This is a genomic window from Marinoscillum furvescens DSM 4134 (assembly GCF_003386095.1).
GTDB lineage: Bacteria > Bacteroidota > Bacteroidia > Cytophagales > Cyclobacteriaceae > Marinoscillum > Marinoscillum furvescens.
The window spans coordinates 153,765-172,942 of sequence record NZ_QREG01000010.1; the positions used below are offsets into that span (position 1 = coordinate 153,765).

Annotated in this window: 8 protein-coding genes; 4 read left to right on the forward strand and 4 right to left on the reverse strand. The window is 48.5% G+C overall.

The window, feature by feature from the left end:
* Positions 1-646 precede the first annotated feature (646 nt).
* Genes C7460_RS12105 through C7460_RS12120 form a run of 4 tightly spaced genes read left to right on the forward strand, consistent with a single transcriptional unit; the run spans position 647 to position 7,755 of the window.
* Positions 647-3,859, forward strand: a complete 3,213-nt coding sequence (locus C7460_RS12105; RefSeq protein ID WP_245986331.1) for a SusC/RagA family TonB-linked outer membrane protein — start codon at positions 647-649, stop codon at positions 3,857-3,859.
* 9 nt (positions 3,860-3,868) lie between these two features.
* A complete protein-coding gene (locus C7460_RS12110) occupies positions 3,869-5,797 on the forward strand; it encodes a RagB/SusD family nutrient uptake outer membrane protein (protein ID WP_115868369.1) in 1,929 nt (642 codons plus the stop codon).
* A gap of 20 nt (positions 5,798-5,817) precedes the next feature.
* Positions 5,818-7,038: a DUF5000 domain-containing lipoprotein gene (locus C7460_RS12115; protein ID WP_170147990.1), complete on the forward strand. Its 1,221-nt coding sequence runs from the start codon at positions 5,818-5,820 to the stop codon at positions 7,036-7,038.
* A gap of 27 nt (positions 7,039-7,065) precedes the next feature.
* Complete coding sequence (locus tag C7460_RS12120; protein WP_170147991.1) at positions 7,066-7,755, forward strand: DUF4998 domain-containing protein; 690 nt, start codon at positions 7,066-7,068, stop codon at positions 7,753-7,755.
* A 416-nt stretch (positions 7,756-8,171) separates the two neighbouring features.
* Here the strand turns inward: C7460_RS12120 and C7460_RS12125 are convergent, their stop codons facing one another.
* From C7460_RS12125 to C7460_RS12135, 4 genes are all read right to left on the reverse strand, one after another.
* Positions 8,172-12,185, reverse strand: coding sequence for an FG-GAP-like repeat-containing protein (locus C7460_RS12125; protein ID WP_115868372.1), 4,014 nt, complete (start codon positions 12,183-12,185; stop codon positions 8,172-8,174).
* A gap of 235 nt (positions 12,186-12,420) precedes the next feature.
* A complete protein-coding gene (locus C7460_RS12130) occupies positions 12,421-15,531 on the reverse strand; it encodes a T9SS type A sorting domain-containing protein (protein WP_221409508.1) in 3,111 nt (1,036 codons plus the stop codon).
* Positions 15,532-15,751: 220 nt separating this feature from the next.
* A complete protein-coding gene (locus C7460_RS23770) occupies positions 15,752-15,922 on the reverse strand; it encodes a PID-CTERM protein-sorting domain-containing protein (RefSeq protein ID WP_170147992.1) in 171 nt (56 codons plus the stop codon).
* A gap of 30 nt (positions 15,923-15,952) precedes the next feature.
* Complete coding sequence (locus tag C7460_RS12135) at positions 15,953-19,054, reverse strand: hypothetical protein (RefSeq protein WP_147302934.1); 3,102 nt, start codon at positions 19,052-19,054, stop codon at positions 15,953-15,955.
* Positions 19,055-19,178: the final 124 nt, after the last annotated feature.

A 19,178-nucleotide genomic window follows, 5' to 3' on the forward strand; every position in this document is an offset into this window, starting at 1 on the left:
CTTGCACTGTCTCTGTGGGCTTTAAACTGGTCAGCGCTGTTGGGTCTCGATACATTATCAGAAATGCAGGCAGACGCCATGTCAGGAGCCAGGAGTAGTAAAATGCCCTATACATAGCATTATATAACATTGGGTAAGTGACTTCCCTGGTCTGATCTGCACGGATTTATAACTGCTTAGGTGAGGCTGCCAGGTTTTACTGCCTGTGTCGCCATGCTAAATCACTGATATCCGCCTTTTTCACAGGGCTTTACCCGCACCTTTTAACCATTCTAAGGGTATTGCTATAAATGTTTTCTGCAAAAGGTGTACAGATACCTCTAAATGTTCAATTGTAGCCATTTTAAAGCGATTTTAGAGCCATGAGTCATGTGTTTTGGGACATGATTTAAACTCAAAATTTGGGTTGTGAGCTAATCTTACAGATATGATTTCGAGGTGTGACCGTCCAATCTGGCCATACCGATTAGTCACTTTGAAACTCTAACTCTAAAACTAAAAAACGTATGATGACAACACTGTTACAATTACGGAATCACCTTTTTCATGGAGGCAGGCATCTGGCTGTTTCATTCGTGAAATCAATCACCTTAAATGCGATCTAACTATGGAAGCTCAATTGAATTGGTTGAATAATAAACTTTCTATGAGACTCGCTTTGACTTTTGTTGTATTTGCTGTTTCTGTGAGTATCGCAGCGGCACAGTCTGTTACAGTAAAGGGAAAGGTGACTGATGAAAATGGAGAAGGCTTACCTGGGGCTACGGTCCTGGAGAAAGGAACGACAAACGGTACAGTTACTGATATCACTGGAGAGTACTCTCTTAAAGTAGAGTCCGATGCAGTTATCGCTTACTCTTTTGTGGGGTATTCCACTCAGGAGATTGCAGTAAAAGGATCTACAACTATAGATGTGTCCTTAGAGTTGGATACGGATGCTTTGGAAGAAGTAGTAGTTGTAGGATTTGGTACTCAAAAGAAAGAAGCAGTAGTAGGGGCTATGTCCTCTGTGAAACCATCCGAACTAAAGGTACCCTCCAGTAACCTGACTACAGCATTGGCCGGACGTGTGTCTGGTGTGGTAGCATATCAAAACAGTGGGGAGCCTGGAGAAGACAATGCTCAGTTCTTCGTAAGAGGTGTGGCATCTTTCAATGATCAAAACGATCCTTTGATCCTGATTGATGGGGTGCAGCTGACTTCAAGTGATTTGGCACGTCTTCAGCCAGATGATATCGAAAGCTTTGCAGTACTAAAGGATCCTACCACTACGGCGATTTATGGTGCCAAAGGTGCCAACGGAGTAATCCTGGTAACTACCAAATCTGGTGAAGAAGGACCTGCCAGAGTGAGCTTGCGTATGGAGCAGTCTGTAAGTGAGCCTGTGTCAGTGATAGACCTGGCAGACCCGGTTACTTATATGAACCTCCACAATGAGGCCAGCAGAACACGTGATGGCTTCAACGTATACACCCTGCAAAACATAGCAGGTGTAGAAAACGGTGGCAACCCTAACATCTATCCGGCCACTGACTGGTACGATGCACTTTTCAAAGACTATGCATCTACCCGCAGAGTAAACCTCAACGTACGTGGTGGAGGTAGCCGGGTAAGATACTATGTGGCAGGATCATTTACTCAGGATAATGGCCTGCTGAAGGTAGACGACAGAAACAATTTTACCAATGGCATAGACCTGAAGCGATACCTGCTCAGATCAAACGTAAACGTAGATCTTCATGAGAATACAGAAATGATCGTACGTTTGCATTCTACTATCGACGATTATAGAGGACCTCTACCCGGTGGTAACGCATTCTACAAAGCAGCAGTAAGAACTAGCCCTACAAGATTCCCGGCTACTTACGACTTGCCTCCAGAGCTTCAGGGGCTTCCGCATATTCCGTTTGGAAATGCCCTGCCTCCAGCTGGTAGCAACATCGTATACGATGATGAAGGGTCACTGCCTGTGTGGTTTAACCCTTACGCAGAATTGCAGCGTGGTTATAGAGATTACCGAAATACCCTCTCACTCGTACAGTTTGAGTTAAAGCAAAAGTTAGATTTCCTGATCCCGGGACTGAGCGCCAGAGCGCTAGTAAACGCTAACTCTACCTCTTTCTTCGAGAACAGACGTTCGTACGCTCCGTTTTTCTACCGCTTGCAGACTTACGATCCGGCTACAGAAGAGTACAAGCTGCTCCGTACTGCACAAGGCGGAGGGGGTGAGTCTCTAGAGCTTTTGGGTACTGGTGAGCGAAAAAATAACTCCGTATTCTACATGGAGTCTGCGCTCAACTACTACCAGACGTTTGCCGAAAAGCACAATGTGTCTGGATTGCTCGTGTTTACTGCTCGTGAATACCTGGACGGTAACGCAAACTCTGTGCAGAACTCACTGCCTAGCAGAAACCTGACGCTGGCAGGTAGATACAACTACGATTTTGACAACCGCTACTTTGCGGAGTTTAACTTTGGCTACAATGGATCTGAGCGATTTGCACGAAACAACCGATTCGGTTTCTTCCCATCGTTTGGTCTGGGCTGGTTGGCATCTGACGAGCCTTTCCTAAGTGGACTCAATCCTTTCATCAGCCGATTGAAGCTGAGAGCTTCTTTTGGATGGGTGGGTAACGACAGAATCGGTAACAACCGAAACGATCGTTTCTTCTACTTATCAGAAGTTAACCTCAATCACGGTGGACAAGGATACCTGTTTGGACAGGAGCTCAACAACTTCATCCCTGGTGTATCTATCAGCCGCTACGCAAACCCACTAGTAACCTGGGAACGTTCCAGAAAAGCTAACATCGGTTTGGAGCTAAACTTTGCAGATGATGCGATTCAGTTTAGAACAGACATCTTCCACGAGCTGAGAACCAGCATCCTGCAAGAGCGTGCGGATATCCCATCTACGCTTGGACTGCAGGCTGATCTCAAAACCAACGTAGGAGAGGTGACAGCACACGGTATAGATGCCTCTATTGATGTCAACCACTACTTCAACAACGAATTTTGGATTACCGGTAGAGGTACATTTGTATACTCAGACAACCAATTCAAAGTTTACGAAGAAGCCAACTACGGAGCACTTGGAGCACCATGGACATCCAATGTGGGCAAAAATGTAAATGTGAAGCACGGACTCATCGCAGAGCGCTTGTTTGTAGATGACGAAGAGGCCCTCAACTCGCCGATTCAGATGGGTAGAGTACCAGGTATAGACTATGGAGGAGGTGATATCAAATACAAAGACCTCAATGGTGATGGTGTGATCTCTGATCTGGACAGAGCACCTATCGGAAACCCTACCATGCCTAAGGTGACTTATGGCTTTGGTTTCTCAGTAGGCTACAAGCGTTGGGACTTCAGTGCTTTCTTCCAGGGACTCGACGGTGTTTCTTTCTTCATCAACCCTGAGGAGACCGGTCCATTCCTTACCTACTATGATGACGACATCATAGATGTAGAAAACAATGGCAACGGATGGAGTAACGGTATTTTGATTGAGAATGGCCTGATCCAGGCGTTTGCGGACAGCCACTGGTCAGAAGAAAATGGCGATGTATATGCTACCTGGCCAAGACTATCTACCCGACCTGTACTGAACAACAACGAGCTGAGCACCTGGTGGCTGAGAGATGCTTCTTTCCTAAGACTGAAGCAAGTAGAAATCGGCTATGATTTCTTGAAAAACAAGAAAGACACAAAAGGTCTGAGAGGCTTGAGAGGCTATGTGTCTGGCACCAACCTGTTGGTTATGAGTGCTTTTGACTTGTGGGATCCGGAGTTGAGAGGTAATGGACTGAATTACCCGCTTCAGCGTGTGTTTAATATCGGATTGCTAGCAGATTTTTAAAGAGACATTATGAAAACGAAAATAAATATTCGGATTATTGGCCTGGCAATGCTTGTGTTTTCAAGCGTTTCCTGTGCTGATTTTGTAGACGTAGTACCTGATAATATTGCCGTGATAGAAGATGCCTTCAAAACACGGGATCAGGCGGAGAACTTCCTGGCATCACTGTATGGCGACTTACCGAGCTTTGCAAGTGAAGTTAACCCCGCACTATTGGCTGGAGATGAGATCGCTGTAAATGACGACCAGGCATTCGGTAGAGGTTATTATACCATGCAAAGAGGTGGTCAGGGATATCCCCGTCCGGTTTTAGCTTATATGGGCAGTACAGATCAAAGCAAGGCCAACTCGGTATCTAACCTGTACATCCCTCTTCGAAACTGTAACATCTTCCTGGAAAATGTGGATTTACCATTTGACCTGACGCTGGGAGAGCGCATTCGCTGGACAGCAGAGGCCAAATTTCTAAAGGCATACTACCACTTTTACCTCATGCGCATGTACGGTCCCATTCCTATTGTGCGTGAAAACATAGAGGTGAGTGAAGGAGTAGATGCAGTGCGTGTATCACGTGAGCCAGTAGATGTGGTGACTGACTACATCGTACAGCTTTTGGATGAAGCCATTCCTTACCTGCCGCTGACCATCAGCAACCCTGAGGAGATGGGAAGAGCTACAGCGCCAGCTGCAGCAGCTATCAAAGCCAGAGTGCTGATGCTTGCTGCCAGTCCGTTGTTCAACGGAAACTCTGACTACAGCGGATTTGTAGATGCTGAAGGTCGTGAGCTTATCAACACTTCTTATGATCCACAAAAGTGGTCTAAAGCGGCTGCCGCTTGTGATTCAGCCATTATGCTGGCGCACTCTGCAGGGCATTCGCTCTACACGTTCAAGGAAGGACTAGACACCTGGTCAGATACCACCATTTTGGAGTTGTCCATTCGTGGTAGTGTGACCGACAGATGGAACGAAGAGCTCATCTGGGGTGCCTCAGGACGTACGGTGAGTGGAGGTATGCAGGGCAACTGCCAGGCACGGATCCACCCAGACCTTACTTCAGAGTACATAGAAAGTGTAGGTAGCAACTGGGCTCCTACCATGCGTATAGCTGAGATGTTTTACTCTCAGAATGGAGTACCTATCGAAGAAGACCCGTCTTATGACTATACCAATAGGTTTTCACTGCGCGCAGTTACAGAGGCTGACAATGCAGACCTGTACCTAAAAACCGGCGAAGAAACTGCCATTCTGCACCAGTTTAGAGAGCCTAGATTCTATGCATCGCTTGGTTTTGACCAGGGCAAGTGGTTTGGCCATGGTATTATCAATCCAGAAGATGCCTATGTCGTAAATGCCAAAAACAAAGAACTCGCCGGATACTTTGGCGGGGTGCGCTACTCACGTACAGGCTACTGGCCTAAGAAGCTGGTATGGTATACCAACTTCCAGACCGTGTCTGGTGGTCGTGGATACACGAGCAGACCATACCCATTCCCTGTGGTGCGTCTGGCTGATCTCTACCTCATGTATGCTGAGGCCCTCAACGAGTCTGGCCAAACGGGTGCCGCTTATGAGTGGATAGATGCTGTGCGCGAGCGTGCAGGACTAGACGGTGTGGTACAGTCATGGGCCAATCACTCCAACAACCCCAGCAAGCCGCTCTCTGCCGAAGGACTCAGAGAAATCATTCAGCGTGAGCGCATGATTGAGTTGGTGTTCGAAGGGCAGCGCTTCTGGGATTTGAGAAGATGGAAACTGGCTTCTGAGTACCTAAACACTCCGATTAGAGGATGGAACATCTTCGGTGAAGAAACGGAGGACTACTACAAAGTAGTGACCACCGGAAACTTCCAGTTTTTGAATAGATACTATCTATGGCCAATCTCTGAGCACGATCTGATCACGAATTCGAACCTGATCCAAAGCCCAGGCTGGTGATGATTAAAAACCTGAAAAAAATGAAAAACTTAAGCTATATAATATTATGTGTTGGGCTGGTTTTTTCTTCTTGTGCCGAGGAAGACACAAGAGGAATCAATCGGTCGGATAGCGAGGCTCCTTCACCCATTAGTAATCCGGTGGTGACCAACCGACCCGGAGGGGCGAAAATTGAGTACAAAATCCCTAAGGATGATGACTTGCTCTATGTACAGGCGCAGTATGAGCTTGCTTCTGGCGAAATAGAAGTACGTAAGTCTTCTATTTTCAAAAACTACGTGATAGTGGAAGGGCTGCGCGAAGCAGAGACTTCTAAGGAAGTGAAGCTGCAGGCTGTGGATCGCAGTGGCAACATGTCTGAGCCTGTTACGGTAGACATCAGTCCCGAAACTGCTCCTATCGATATACTCTTTGAGACCATCGAGCTGTTGGGAGACTTTGGTGGAGTGCGTATGAACTATGACAACAGCAACCTCCTAAACGCTGAAATCCAGCTGCATGTGAGGGATTCTGTGTCTGGCCTCATGACTTACAATCAGTCTGTGTTTATCAGCAATGATCAGTTCGATTTCCATGTCTTCAGACCGTTTGAGTCTACAGACTCTATGGAAGTAGGTGTGCAGATTATTGACCGATGGGACAACGTGACCGAACTAAAAACGGCAATGGTGAAACCACTAAAAGAGGAACAAATACCGCTTTCCAGTTATGCGGATATTGTGCTCGAAGGTGATCAAATCGCTGCTTTTACGTGGGAGCTGTTTTATCTCTACGACGCAAGTGTAGGTGGCAAGGGCTACCACACCGGACAATCGGAGCCGGGCCATATCGTGCCACCATATGTAGAGCCCTACCATATGTTTACGCTAGACCTCAAAAAGCCTCGTGTGCTCAGTAGGTTTAAGTTTTGGCAGCGTCAGGGCTCCAGATGGGCTTACAACCATGGTAACCCTAAATCCTTTGAAATCTGGGGTGTGGATGAGCTGCCTGCTGACAATGGTGCCTCTATGGAGAACAATGGCTGGGTACTACTGGTGCCAGATGGTAAGACCATCAAGCCTTCAGGGCTGCCTCCAGGGACCAACTCTGCCGAGGATGTAGCTGCTGCAGCTGCAGGCCATGAGCTGGCTGTGGTAGACCGTACACCAGTGAGATATGTACGATTTGTATGTTTCGAAAGCTGGTCAGGTGGTAAGTTTTTCCACTTAATGGAGCTCAATGCCTGGGGCGGTAGCGATTAATCAAAACCTGAACTAAACATGATTGAAATGAAATTCAAGAATATAAAATCAATGGTGGTTGCCTTATGTGCAACCGCCTTGATATCCTGCGAAACTACCAGCGAGACGTTCGCTGAGTTTTCGACCATACCTGAGGTGATTTACATCGGTAAAGCCGATTCTGTGATGGTATCTCATGGATACGAAGAGTTGGAGTTGGGCATACGGTTCAATTCGGACCCCAAAATCACAGCAGGAATGGTGCTGATAGATGGTACAGATTCTTCGAAGTTTGAGATAACCCGCAAAAATGATGGCGTGGATACCGCGTATCACAAGTTTGCGATACCTGAAGGGCAATACTCGCTGGCTGTATACATGCTAGATGATGACGGCAATAAGTCAGTGTCTAAGGAAGTGGCGGCCATCTCTTATGGCCCCAACTATCAAAGTGTACTGCTTGCCAGAAAGGTAAACTCTGTAAGCATAGCTTCGGATTCATTGAGTGTGAAATGGGCTACAGCTGACCCTGTTTCTGGTATAGTGTCTTCTCAGATCACTTACCCGGATGCTAGTGGCAGCACTGTGACCGTAGTAGTGCCTAATGACGAAACAGAAACCAAAATAGGTGATTTTCAGGCTGGACGTACGCTCGAAGTACAGAGCTTCTACCATCCTACAGAAAGCGCTTACTATGACTTCCCTAGCGAAGTAGATGAGCACGCTATACCTGAATAGTTAATAAAATTGCAGTTTACCAGAAAGGGCTATCGGGAGGTAGCCCTTTTTTTGTCCTATCAGCTGCCTTCTGGCGCTTTTGCCCTTTGGCATTCCAAGGCCTTGCTCCACAGAGCTACGTGCTCTCCGGCTAGCTACCACTCCCAATAGCACCGCTACCGGGCGGATATTGATAGCTACCAGCTATCCATGAGACCTACCAGGCCGCAGGTCACAGCTACGGCTCAGCAATCACAGCTACCGACCCACAAGTGACAGCTACCACCTATAAACGGCAGCTACGGGCTGAAAAACGACAGCTACCACGTAAAAATCACAGCTACGGGCTGAAAAGTGGCAGCTACGGCCAAAAAACCGCAGCTACGGCGTAGGCGTCAGGGTGTGGGCTATCCGACAGCCTGCGGTATGCACATGGCTTATTGGATCAGTACTTTCACTGTATGGTGGCGGGTCTTTAGCAGGTATAGGCCAGGGCTGAGTCTGGGCAAGGCTACGCTCCATGCTCCTGCACCAGTAGGCTGCACCTGCTGTAGTCGGTAGCATTTGCCCTGCATGTCTACCAGCGTGAGGTCACTGATGGCCGCTGCTGTGCAGTTGGTGAGGGTCAGTGTTTCACCGCTTGATGCAGGGTTGGGGTATAGGCTCACCTGACCGCCAGATGTGGCGCCCAGCACAGTAGGGACAAAGTAAGATGTACCATGCTCAAACGCCTGAACACCGATTTTTTCGCCGATCAGGCGGCCGGGGATATCATCTACAGGCGGGTGTATACCTCCCCATATACGCGACAGGCTGCACTGGTCGGAAGCATCGCGGTAGGTAGCCCACTGCAGTACCACATTCTGGCTGGGGCCTTCTTCAAAGACAAGAAATTCATTTTTTCGTGCTACAAACTCTCCCATACCTCCGGGGAAATAAGCGTCTCCGGTGATCAGGGTGAGCATCTCTGCTGCAGCACGCGAAAAGGTAGAGTGCCCAGACACATAGCCTGCAAATGGTGGCGTCACGAAAGAGGGGCGTTGGTAGGGCCACCAGTTTTCGGCCAGGATCCAGCCCACACCAGCCTGATCATAGCGGGTGTCTTTGATGGCAGAGTGGCCTTTCCAGCTTTTGAGTTTGATTTTTCCCACATGGGACCGGTCTTCACCCGCCAGTGGGTCGTCAGTACCTACCAGCTCTATAAAGCCCGGCACCAGCGGTATGCCACCAGCATCATAGCTGGGTAGGCTGGGGTCAGTACTTTGGCCTCTTGCTGCCATATACCTGATCGCCGATATGGGGCGCACATAGTCGTACCAGCCCTTGATGCTCCATGCGGTGATGGCGGCATCATGCATGGCTCCACCCAGCAGAAAGTAGGATTTCACATCCCACTCCAGGTTTCCCAGTTCAGGGCCCTTGCCTTGTAGTTTTTTTACAAGCGCCGGATGGTCACTTACGTAGTTGAGTAGTGTAAACCAGTGGCCTGGAGGGGTTTCAGAGTCGGGGCCATCTGCCCAAAACTCCGCCAGTACACGTGTGTAGTCGCCCCTGGGGACCAGCTGCTCTTCATAGGGTAGGTTGGTGTGTGGGTTTTTTGCGTAGCCTTTGCTCACGTCTCCACCAGCGGTATACTGGTAAAACTGATTGTATTGATCAAAAGCCGTAGGGAGGTCTTCCAGCGCTATATTGCCCATACTGCGAGGTGAGATGTCCCACAGCACCCCATCCGTAGGGTCCAGGTGTGAGCTCCATAGGGCTACCAGGGCGAAGTTCCACTGAAACAGCTCGGAGGATACAGTCTCCTGCATGGTGTCTAGCAGGGGAGGTGCTCCCGGATCAAAGTGCACCCGGTATTCACCGTCATTGCGGGTATGCACTGCCGCCTGATGGTCTGCCAGAGCAAAGCCCTGCACGGTGCCCCATTCCGGGCTTAAAAACTCCGGCGTGTTGCCAGCTACAGGGTTGCCAGCCTGGTCTATAAAGGTGCGAAGCTGCAGTGGCTGCCATCGGTTGGGGGCGCTCATGCTGGCATTGCCCGGGTTGTGTGGCACCAATGGAGCATTTGCAGGCTCATAAAAGGCATTGTCATACCCCGTACTTTCTCTGGCGCCATCCGTTTGGCCGTATTGGATGAGCTCCTGAGCAATGAAGTTTCCCAGTGCGGCAGGACCATCATCAGGGTTGGTGGCTGTATAGTTCGGGTCATAGCCGAGGTTTTGCATCAGCTGGTCCATGAGCCGATAGGTCTCATGCCTTCCCGGTGAGTGGGCAAAGCGGTGTTTGAGCAGCCGATATACCGCATAGCTCATGGTTTGGCGTAGGTTTTCCTCACTAGCTGCAGGCCTTTGGCTGGGAAAGGTACTTTGGTAGTTGCCTACCACATTGCCCAGCAGGTAGGGTTGTGCTTTTTCGGGGTGGTAGAGTGCCCAGGCGTCATACATGGCCACACTTGCGTGAAAGAGGTTGCGGGCATGCACCGTGGGTCTGGCATAGTCGCTGCGGATGGCTTCCAGCAGCACTTCATTCCATAGCCTGGCTATACTATGGCTGGTGTCACTGGTGCTGGCATGGAGGCTGATGGCCAAATGCGACCCCTCACTGTGGCAGTTTTGGTCAGCTGCGGTTAGTTGCACAAGCCCCGATGCTCCCAGGCCCCATTTTACGCGAATGCGGCTCGTGCTTTGTCCTTCGATGATGGTACCTCCGGTCACCGTCCAGTGGTAGTCAGTAAGCGATGCTTCGGGATAGCTATAAGATTCGGTAGCCAGGTTTGCCGGCTGAGGATTACCGCTGATCGGGTGAGAGGGCAGGTAGCTGCAGGTGTTGTTGTAGCCTGTGGCATTGGGGTCGTAGTTGCATGATTTGGGGTCTGGGCAGCCCAGCACCTTGCTAGCGCCCACATCGAGTAGCTCAGGAGCAGCACCTTCGCGGAGGAGATAGGATTGGTTGATTTCCAGGCCCGATAGTTCCTGAACGCCTCCCAGCGGCCAGGTGATTTTTAGTTGGGTGATTTGGGTAGCTGTACCCAGCCCAAAGTGTACTGGCTTTAAGTTTTGGGCCATAAAATCCGCACCGGTAAAATAGCGGTGCTGTACGCCCTGGTCGGTAGTGAGCTCCAGCCGTGTGCCTATAGCACTACGGTTAGACTGTGAGCCCTCCAGCCAGAGCTGCAGCCAGCCTTTGTTAGCCGGGGTAGAGTCCTGCAGTAGGGTGTTTTCATAAAAATGCATGATGTCGTCACTGTTGCTGATGAGCACATCCTGGTCGCCATCATTGTCATAGTCAAACACCGCCAGGCCATTGGCATTGCCTTCCCTTTCCAGGCCCCAGGTGGTAGTAGCATTAGAAAACCTCAGGGTGTCGCTATCCAGGTGGTTTTCGTACAGGTAGTTTTCTGCTGCAGATACAAAGCCATTCACTACAAAGAGGTCTTCATCCGCGTCATGGTCAAAATCAAAAAACTCCGTTCCCCAGGCCCATCCGGTTTCCCATATATCCAGCGCCTCGGCAGCATCGGTATAGGTGCCATCCCCGTTGTTTAGGTAAAACGCACTGCTGATGATGTCGCTGATGTACATGTCAAACTGCCCATCGTTGTTTGGATCACCATAGGCTATGCCCATGTCGTCATTGTCGCCAGCCACCTGATATTCAGCAGCCCTGTCTACAAAGCCCGCTTCGCCGGTGTTGATATACAGCCGATTGACCAGCCCAAAATCATTGGCCACCATCAGGTCCATGAGGCCGTCCTCGTTGGCATCCAGAGGGTAGCTCATCCAGGAGGGATCAAAGTTGGATTGTTCGTTTGCAGGATAATACTGCGACTCGTGTAGGCCTTCCGCTCTGGTGACTTCCGTAAATGTGCCGTCCTGATTATTGCGGTAGAGCATATTACTGGCGCAGCCACCCCACTTGGAGATGTACAGGTCCAAAAAACCGTCGTTGTTGTAGTCAAACCAGGTAGCCCCTACATTCCAGCAGTTGTTGGTTTCCGGCAGGTTGCTTTGTGCAGTGATGTCAAAAAACTGAAGGTTTCCCATGTTTTGGTAGAGCTGCACATGGTATACGCTAGTGAGCAGCAGGTCGGGCAGCCCGTCATTGTTAAAGTCACCCCAGGAGGCGCCGCCTTTCATACCCGGGTATTGCCCAAAGGGTAGCTCACCATAGTCAAAGGCGCTGTAGATGCCCGATGCCTCGGTAATGTCTGTAAAGGTGCCGTCATTGTTGTTGAGATACAGGCGGCTTTCCATGCCCTGTGCGGATTGCTCCATGTCCTGCCTCACTACTGCAAATAAGTCCAGGTCAAAGTCTCCGTCTATGTCAGCCAGAGCTATGCCATTGATGTCTTTTACCTGATCCAGCCCGGCTTGCCGCTCTATGGGTCTGAATCCCTGGCTAAACAAGGTGATGCCGTGTAGGATGAACGTAAGAGCCAGTAAATGTTTCATCTTAATCGTATTGGTACGGAGGTTGAGTGGGGTATAGGCGCCAGCTTACATGGGTAGGGCAATATGTGGTATTTAAAGCAAAAAAGCCCGGTATTCGATGTGAATACCGGGCGATCTTAACCAAACTACTTACATTTTAGCTTTCACAGCTAGTCAGTTTTGTAAAGAAAGCTCCAGGTCCCTGGGACCCGGAGCGATTTTGACAATTACCTGGTAATTGTCCGCCTTAGTATTCTTAGTGCTTCACCAAGCGAATAGCTGCAAGATTTTCTATGTTGATGAAGTACACGCCAGCTTCCAGATCCGTCACATCGATTTGCTGGTTGATCACCGGCTTGGTGATTTCCAGTCCACCGAGGTTGATGATACGCACTTCGTTTACGTTTTGTACGCCAGTCAGCGTGACGATACCCACCGTAGGGTTAGGGTATACGGCCAGTTCCACATGAGGAGTGCTTAGTGGCTCAAGTGTGAAGTTTACAGCGTAGGTCTGTGTAGTGCTTCCATCCTGAGCAGTGACTACTATAGTCGTAGCTCCCGGCAGGGAAGTAGCTGCAGTGATTTCTACAGTAGCATTGGCGTCAGTAGCTGTAGCAGCCACAGTAGGTACAGTAGTGGTGCCAGTAGCCAGTTCCAGCTCATAAGAGAGCGTGGCAGCATCAAATCCCGTGATGGTGGTACCATCCACAGTAAGGTCAGCCAGCGTAGCGTCCGTTGCAGGAGCTTCTACCTTGAAGTCTACCGTATACGTGCTCGCAGTACTTCCATCCTGAGCAGTCACCACCACTGTAGTAGCGCCCGGTAGGGAGGTAGCAGCAGTGATTTCTACAGTAGCGTTCGCGTCGTTGGCAGTAGCTGCTACCGTAGGTACCACAGTAGTGCCATAAGCCAGCGTCACTTCATAGGAGAGCGTAGCAGCATCAAATCCCGCCACAGCTTCACCGTCTACAGTAAGGCTTGCTAGTGTAGCATCAGTAGAAGGATCTGCAATTTTAAAGTTTACGGTATACGTCTGTGTGCTACCATCTTGTGCGGTCACTACTACAGTAGTAGATCCCGGTAGTTCTGTAGCTGCGTTTACTTCTATGGATGCCTTTACATGATTCGCCGCTGCTGTAATGGTAGGTACTACTGTGGTACCATAAGCAAGGGTAGTATCATAAGTCAAGGTAGCTGCCGCAAATCCCGGGTAAGCGTTACCGTCTATACTCAAACTAGCTAGTGTAGCATCGTCTGACGCTTTTTCAGCCACTTTGAAATTCACAGAATACGTTTTTTTGGTTTGGCCGTCTTCTGCCGTAACCTCCACAGTGGTGGTGCCTGGCAATGACTGAGCCTCAGTTACTACCACAGTAGCACCCTCGTGAGCCGCATTTGCAGCTATGGTAGGTACTGTAGTAGTGCCAAATGCCAATGTGGTGTCATACTCCAATACCGCTGCATCAAATCCCGCATAAGCTGCCCCATCAATGGTCATAGAGGCCAAGGTAGCATCATCAGAAGGAGCTGCCACAGTAAAGTTTACCGAGTAGGTGTTTGAAGTCGCTGCGCCTAAATCGTATCCGGATACTACAACCGTAGCTGTACCAGGAAGTTCTGTTGCCTGGTTGATTTCTACTGTAGATTCAGATGCCAGGGCAGTGCCCGCCACTGTTGGAATTGTAGTGGTTCCAAATGGTAGAACCAAATCGTAGTTCACTACCGTAGAATCAAACCCTTCGACGGTTGTTCCGTCTACTGTCAAGTCCGAAAGTGTATTCGGTGTGTAGTCATCACGGTCGTCATTGCCATCGTCTCGGGTAACAGCTGCAAGCTGAATGTCTTCTTCAGTGGTAAACGTCCCGATCCAATCCAGGTGTATGCCGGTCCATGCCTCTGCAGCTACTAGTTTAAATTCTAGTCGATTACTCGCAATATCATATGCGGAAATTTCGTCTCCATTTCCTACACCTTCAGTAGCTTGAGCCTTCCAGGTAGCCCATGGCTCGGCAGCATCTGTATCTACTATTTTCCAGTACATTACGCGGTTGCCCTTTTCGGTAATGAACGTGTGTATGATAAACTCATCGGTTTTTCCGGTTTTCATATCCGTACTTGCTCCATTGCCAGCACCAGCTGCATTTCCAGGAGCTGCAAATTCCATGTAAAACTGAATGTCATGGCCACCGCCAGCAGTATCTATGTCAAATGTGGTAGGAAAGTCTCCAGCAAACTTTACCGCAAAGTAATTGTCGGTATAAGGGTTGATTACGAATGACTCGGTAGAACCATCCTCAAATCCATACTCAAAATCATGTCTTGTATCCTCTGCTCCAGTCCAGTTGAAATGGCCATTTTCATAGGTTCCTTTACCTCTTTCGATTCTCGCCAGGTCTCCTTCGCCTGTTGTAAAGGAATCGAAAAATTGAGGAGATTTTTCATTGACAGAAAAGTTAACGAAATAGGTAAGCGTTATCGCCTGATTAGGTGATGTTACCACTACTTCGGCAGTTCCAGGTAGACTACCTGATTGAGTGATGTTAATGGTTGCACTGGCATTTGAAGCTACCGCTGCCACTGTGGGGGGAGTAGAAGTACCTTCAGGTAGACGCACGTCATAACTATACTTATTCTCATTGAAATCTGGGACCGATACCCCATCATAGGTTAGCTCAGATAGTCTGGCATTTGAGTCCAAATCTTCATCTGGATCATTTTCACCGTCATCTTTTCCAATGGCCATCGCTTCTATTTCAGCTACCGATGAAAAAGTGCCCACCCAGTCCAGGTTCAATCCAAATGGTTCGTTTCCTATGAATTTAAGCTCAATGCGGTGTGCATATAAATCAACGGCTGTCCCATTTTGTGCCAAAGAGTCCCATTCGTTCCATACTTCATTTCCACCATCAGTGATCTTAAAATAGATGACTTCATTCCCTGCATCAGTTTTGAATTTGCTTAGCTTGAACGTATTGCTAAATGAAACCTCAGTGATTGTACTATTGCCACCATATTCAGAAGGTGAGGCTGAAATGTTGTTAAAATAAAATTGAAGGGCATGTTGTTCGCCCTCAGCTGTATCTAGATCGATATTAGGTGAAAAGGCCCCGAAAGCTTTTACTGCAAAGTAAACATCTGTGCTAGCATTGAGCATAAAGCTGGAGTCACCGGCAGCATCAGAGAAGCCATATTCGTAATCATGTCGCACTGCTTCTGTGGTGTATAACAAATGCCCATTTGTAAATTCGGGGGTTTTTCCCGCAATTTTAGAAGCAGCATTATGTATGCTATCGGTAAAATTGACGAAGAAGTTCCCCGTGATTTGGGACCATCCAGCGAAGCTTACACAAAGAAGTAATGTAAGCATCAACATTTTCTTGTTTAAGTAAGAGTGTCTCATTTAAAGAAAGGGTTAGTTTATGAAATAGTGACCATTTTGATGTTGATAAAAGTACTGGCATGTGTTAGCTGGCACTATCAACCATGGTGCTAAGGCTTGTCACTAATGCCCATTTATGCCGGGCAGTAGGGGAAAAGTCCCCAAGCCAGGGGCTTAGGGACTTTTGATTAAAAACAAACCGTATGAATTAGCCTTTTCGGCTGTCGCGCAGCTTCTTGATGCCATAGGCACCACCTGCAGCGAGCAAGATCGAGAGCCCTCCATCTATAGGAGTGGCTGGGGGCGCACCCTGTGCCAGAGCTGGCACCAGTGCGCTGATCAGTAAACCGAGTGTTAGTAGGATATGTATCTTTTTCATCTTATTACTTAGGTTAAATGGACGTTGGATTTAGAATAAAAACTTGCGAGTGATCTGCCCGTCTGCAGTGAATACTTTCAGGATTTTGATACCTTCATTTTGCACCGGGATGATCAGTTGCTTCGTTTGCAGTGTGAGTTCGTTTTGCGACAGCACACTTCCAGAAAGATCATACAGTACATAGCCCTGTACGCTTACTTCTTTGCCAAATGAAAGCTCAATGCGGTCTTCCAGTGTTTTGAAAACCGTGTGTAGCGCTTTGTCAGCTGCCAAAATAGACTTAGTACCATAGGTCAGTCTAAATCGGTTTTGGTTGTTGCCCTTAGTGGCCTGGAAAGTGATGTTTTGCACCTCGCTGAGGTTGTAGTTTTTACCTGTTTGCAGGTCGGTAAGGGTGAAGGTAAAATCATCTGTGAGGCCTGTAAGTGCTGCCACACTGAGGGTAAGCTCAGTATCTACTGACAGGTTAAAAGCAAGCTCTGTGCTGGTGCCCTCCACTACTGGCAGTCCCTGGATAGCCATAGGCTGATCGTCCATGAGGCTGTATAGCGCTATGTCGCTGTTTCCAAAAAGCTTAGCAGCATCATAGCCACGGTCATTGGCCAGTGTAGCGTCTTCACGCAATCCGATAAGCGTTTCATTGTAAAGACTACCATCTGCAGAAGTGAGCGCCAGTTTTAAGTTTAGCTCATGCGCGTCGGCTTTGCGGAAAAAGCTAGCGTCATCATTATGGCCAGATACGCGCATTGCTTCAGTAAATGTGACATCAGCAGTACCCTGAGCAGCTACTTTTACAAAGAAGCCCTGCATGGCACCGATGTTGCCATTGTAAGAACCTCCGTTCGGGCCAGCGGCTACAGCTCCAAGGTTGGTTACCGTGAGGTAATCACTGTTGGTGCCCTGGCTACCATCATTTTTGTCATCCCATAGGTAGATGGCCGCATCCAGGTTGGTATTGGCATCTATAAAAGCCTGCGTGCTAATGGCTGCAGCATAGGGGTTGCTGAGTAAGTTCCAACCCTGTTCACTGGCAGTACCAGCAGAGTAGGTGAGTCCTGCTACGGTTACGTTTCCACTGTTAGGTGTTCCAGTAAGCGAAATGCTGCTCTGGCCAGCCTGTGCATAGCCTACCCCAGCCTGTAGCTGAGTAGCTGCCGCATTTGCCCATCGTGCACCGCCCTCAGCACTGTACGCCTGCGTTTCGTCATAGCTGTATACAGTTGAGCCAAGGTTTGCGCCAGTGATGGCAGGGTCTGACACTACAGGCGAGCCTACAAAGCTGTAACCAAGTGCAGAACCGTTGGTATTTCTATTGAGTGTGACATTGGCCACATTCATGCCTTCGTAAGTAAGTAGTGATGCACCAGAAGCAATGTTCACCGCTCCGGATCCGGCCAGGTCACCTTTTACGTCCAGTGTACCTGATGTGATCGACAGGTCGCTGGTGCCTACATTGAGAGCTGCACAGGTAAACCCTGCACCTGTATAGTTGGCATTGAGGGTAGCTGGTACATCCTCAGTTACTGATGCTGACCAGTTGGCTCCGTCCCAGGTTACCGCCTCATCAAAATCTCCATGGCCATCATCCATGCCATTAGCAGCGGCTTCTATGTCGGCCACAGTGGTGAAAAAGCCTACAAAGTCGATGTTCCAATCGAATGCCTCAGAGGCGTGGCGGAATTTGAATTCTATTCTGTTTACCCATACATCATAACTTGACTCTGGATCTCCACCATTCACACCATTTTGGGCATCTAGACTAAAATCAGCCCAGCTGGTGTTTCCTAAGGAGTCTATCGGTACGTAAATGACTACATTGCCATTGGCTGTAGTATAGTTGTAGTCTGTAAGTGGGTAATCATTGGCGTCTATTGAGCCTGCAAAACTTACGTCTGAAGAAACAGCTGTATGCTTTAAGTCAACATAAACATCAAAAGGAGTTTGGTCCAATGTAAATCCACCTTGCAAAGCTCCAATGAATTTAACAGCAAGGTATTTGTCTCTAATTGGGTTTAGCGTCAGGGTTTCGTTAGTTCCATCGATAAATCCATATTGAAAATCCTGGCGGAAGTTTCCTGTGCTTTCCTCATAGCCTGCTGCCATGAAGTGACCATCGATCGTTTCAAAACTACCAGATTCCAAATCCAATTTCGCATTTTGGTCTGCATCTGAGAAGGTGATTAGCAGCTGATCGTGTGTGCGATCATAAGCGGTGAAATTCACAGTATGTGTTTGGGTCGTATTGCCGTCAGCAGCAGTTACCTCAATGGTGGCTGTACCTGGCAAATTACTCGCTTGAGTAGTAGCTGTTATCGTAGCGTTTTGGTCTGAAAGGGTACCGGCAATGGTCGGAGGTGTGGTGGTGCCTTCCGGTAATACAATGTCGTATGAGAATACGTTTTCAGAAAACCCTGGGATAGTGGTGCCATCCATCGTAAGGTTAGAAAGCTTAGCATCAGTGCCAATAACTTCGTCGTTATCACCTGTGCCATCATCAGCAGTAGCAGCATAAGCCTCTATATCAGCTACGGTTTCGAAAAAACCCATCCAATCTACTGCAAGGTTTACAGCCTGGCTTCCACCTTTATACTTAAACTGAAAATTGCTCAACGTAACGTCTCCGTATTCTGCTTCCATCAGTTGGCGCCAGCCTTCTATTCCGAATTGTGGGCTGCCATCGTCTAGCGTATCTAATTTTACGTAGTAGACCTCATTTCCTGCTGCCGTAGTATAATACCCGTAGGTTTTATGCTCGATTTTTAAGTCTACCGAGTTTTTAGCTGTGGCCTGGGCAGGTAGAGGTGCAAAATAAACTTCACAAACGGTGTGAACTTCTCCGTCTACTGAACCGCCATTATCTATGTAGTCCTGATCGTTGGGGCCAAGGGGAGCAGCACCGATGAACTTTACGGCGAAATAACGATCTGTCATGGTATTGAGTGTGAAGTTGCTCCCTCCCCAGGGGTCTCTCAATCGAACTTCTCCTCCTGCAGCGGCTGAGCTAGTATAATGCCCATTGGTGTTCGATGAAAAGGTATGAATGAAATTGGTTTGTGCCTGAGAAAAAAATCCCAGCCCTAGCATACAGATGAAAACTGCTGCTTTAAACACATGGAGTCTCTGTTTTTTCATAAATCATTAGGTTTTAGTTTGGTGATGAGTGACTGGCAAACCGGGTAGTACGCTGGTTTGTGACTTCAGATTTTCATCAGATTTTTCAAAGCTATGTCTGAGTGGGGCTTCAAGGCTATCACTT

Excerpts from the sequence above, each read along its gene's own strand:
- C7460_RS12105 (WP_245986331.1), top strand. The coding sequence starts at position 647 with ATGAGACTCGCTTTGACTTTTGTTGTATTTGCTGTTTCTGTGAGTATC.
- C7460_RS12110 (WP_115868369.1), top strand. The coding sequence starts at position 3,869 with ATGAAAACGAAAATAAATATTCGGATTATTGGCCTGGCAATGCTTGTG.
- C7460_RS12115 (WP_170147990.1), top strand. The coding sequence starts at position 5,818 with ATGAAAAACTTAAGCTATATAATATTATGTGTTGGGCTGGTTTTTTCT.
- C7460_RS12120 (WP_170147991.1), top strand. The coding sequence starts at position 7,066 with ATGAAATTCAAGAATATAAAATCAATGGTGGTTGCCTTATGTGCAACC.
- C7460_RS12125 (WP_115868372.1), bottom strand. The coding sequence starts at position 12,185 with ATGAAACATTTACTGGCTCTTACGTTCATCCTACACGGCATCACCTTG.
- C7460_RS12130 (WP_221409508.1), bottom strand. The coding sequence starts at position 15,531 with ATGCTTACATTACTTCTTTGTGTAAGCTTCGCTGGATGGTCCCAAATC.
- C7460_RS23770 (WP_170147992.1), bottom strand. The coding sequence starts at position 15,922 with ATGAAAAAGATACATATCCTACTAACACTCGGTTTACTGATCAGCGCA.
- C7460_RS12135 (WP_147302934.1), bottom strand. The coding sequence starts at position 19,054 with ATGAAAAAACAGAGACTCCATGTGTTTAAAGCAGCAGTTTTCATCTGT.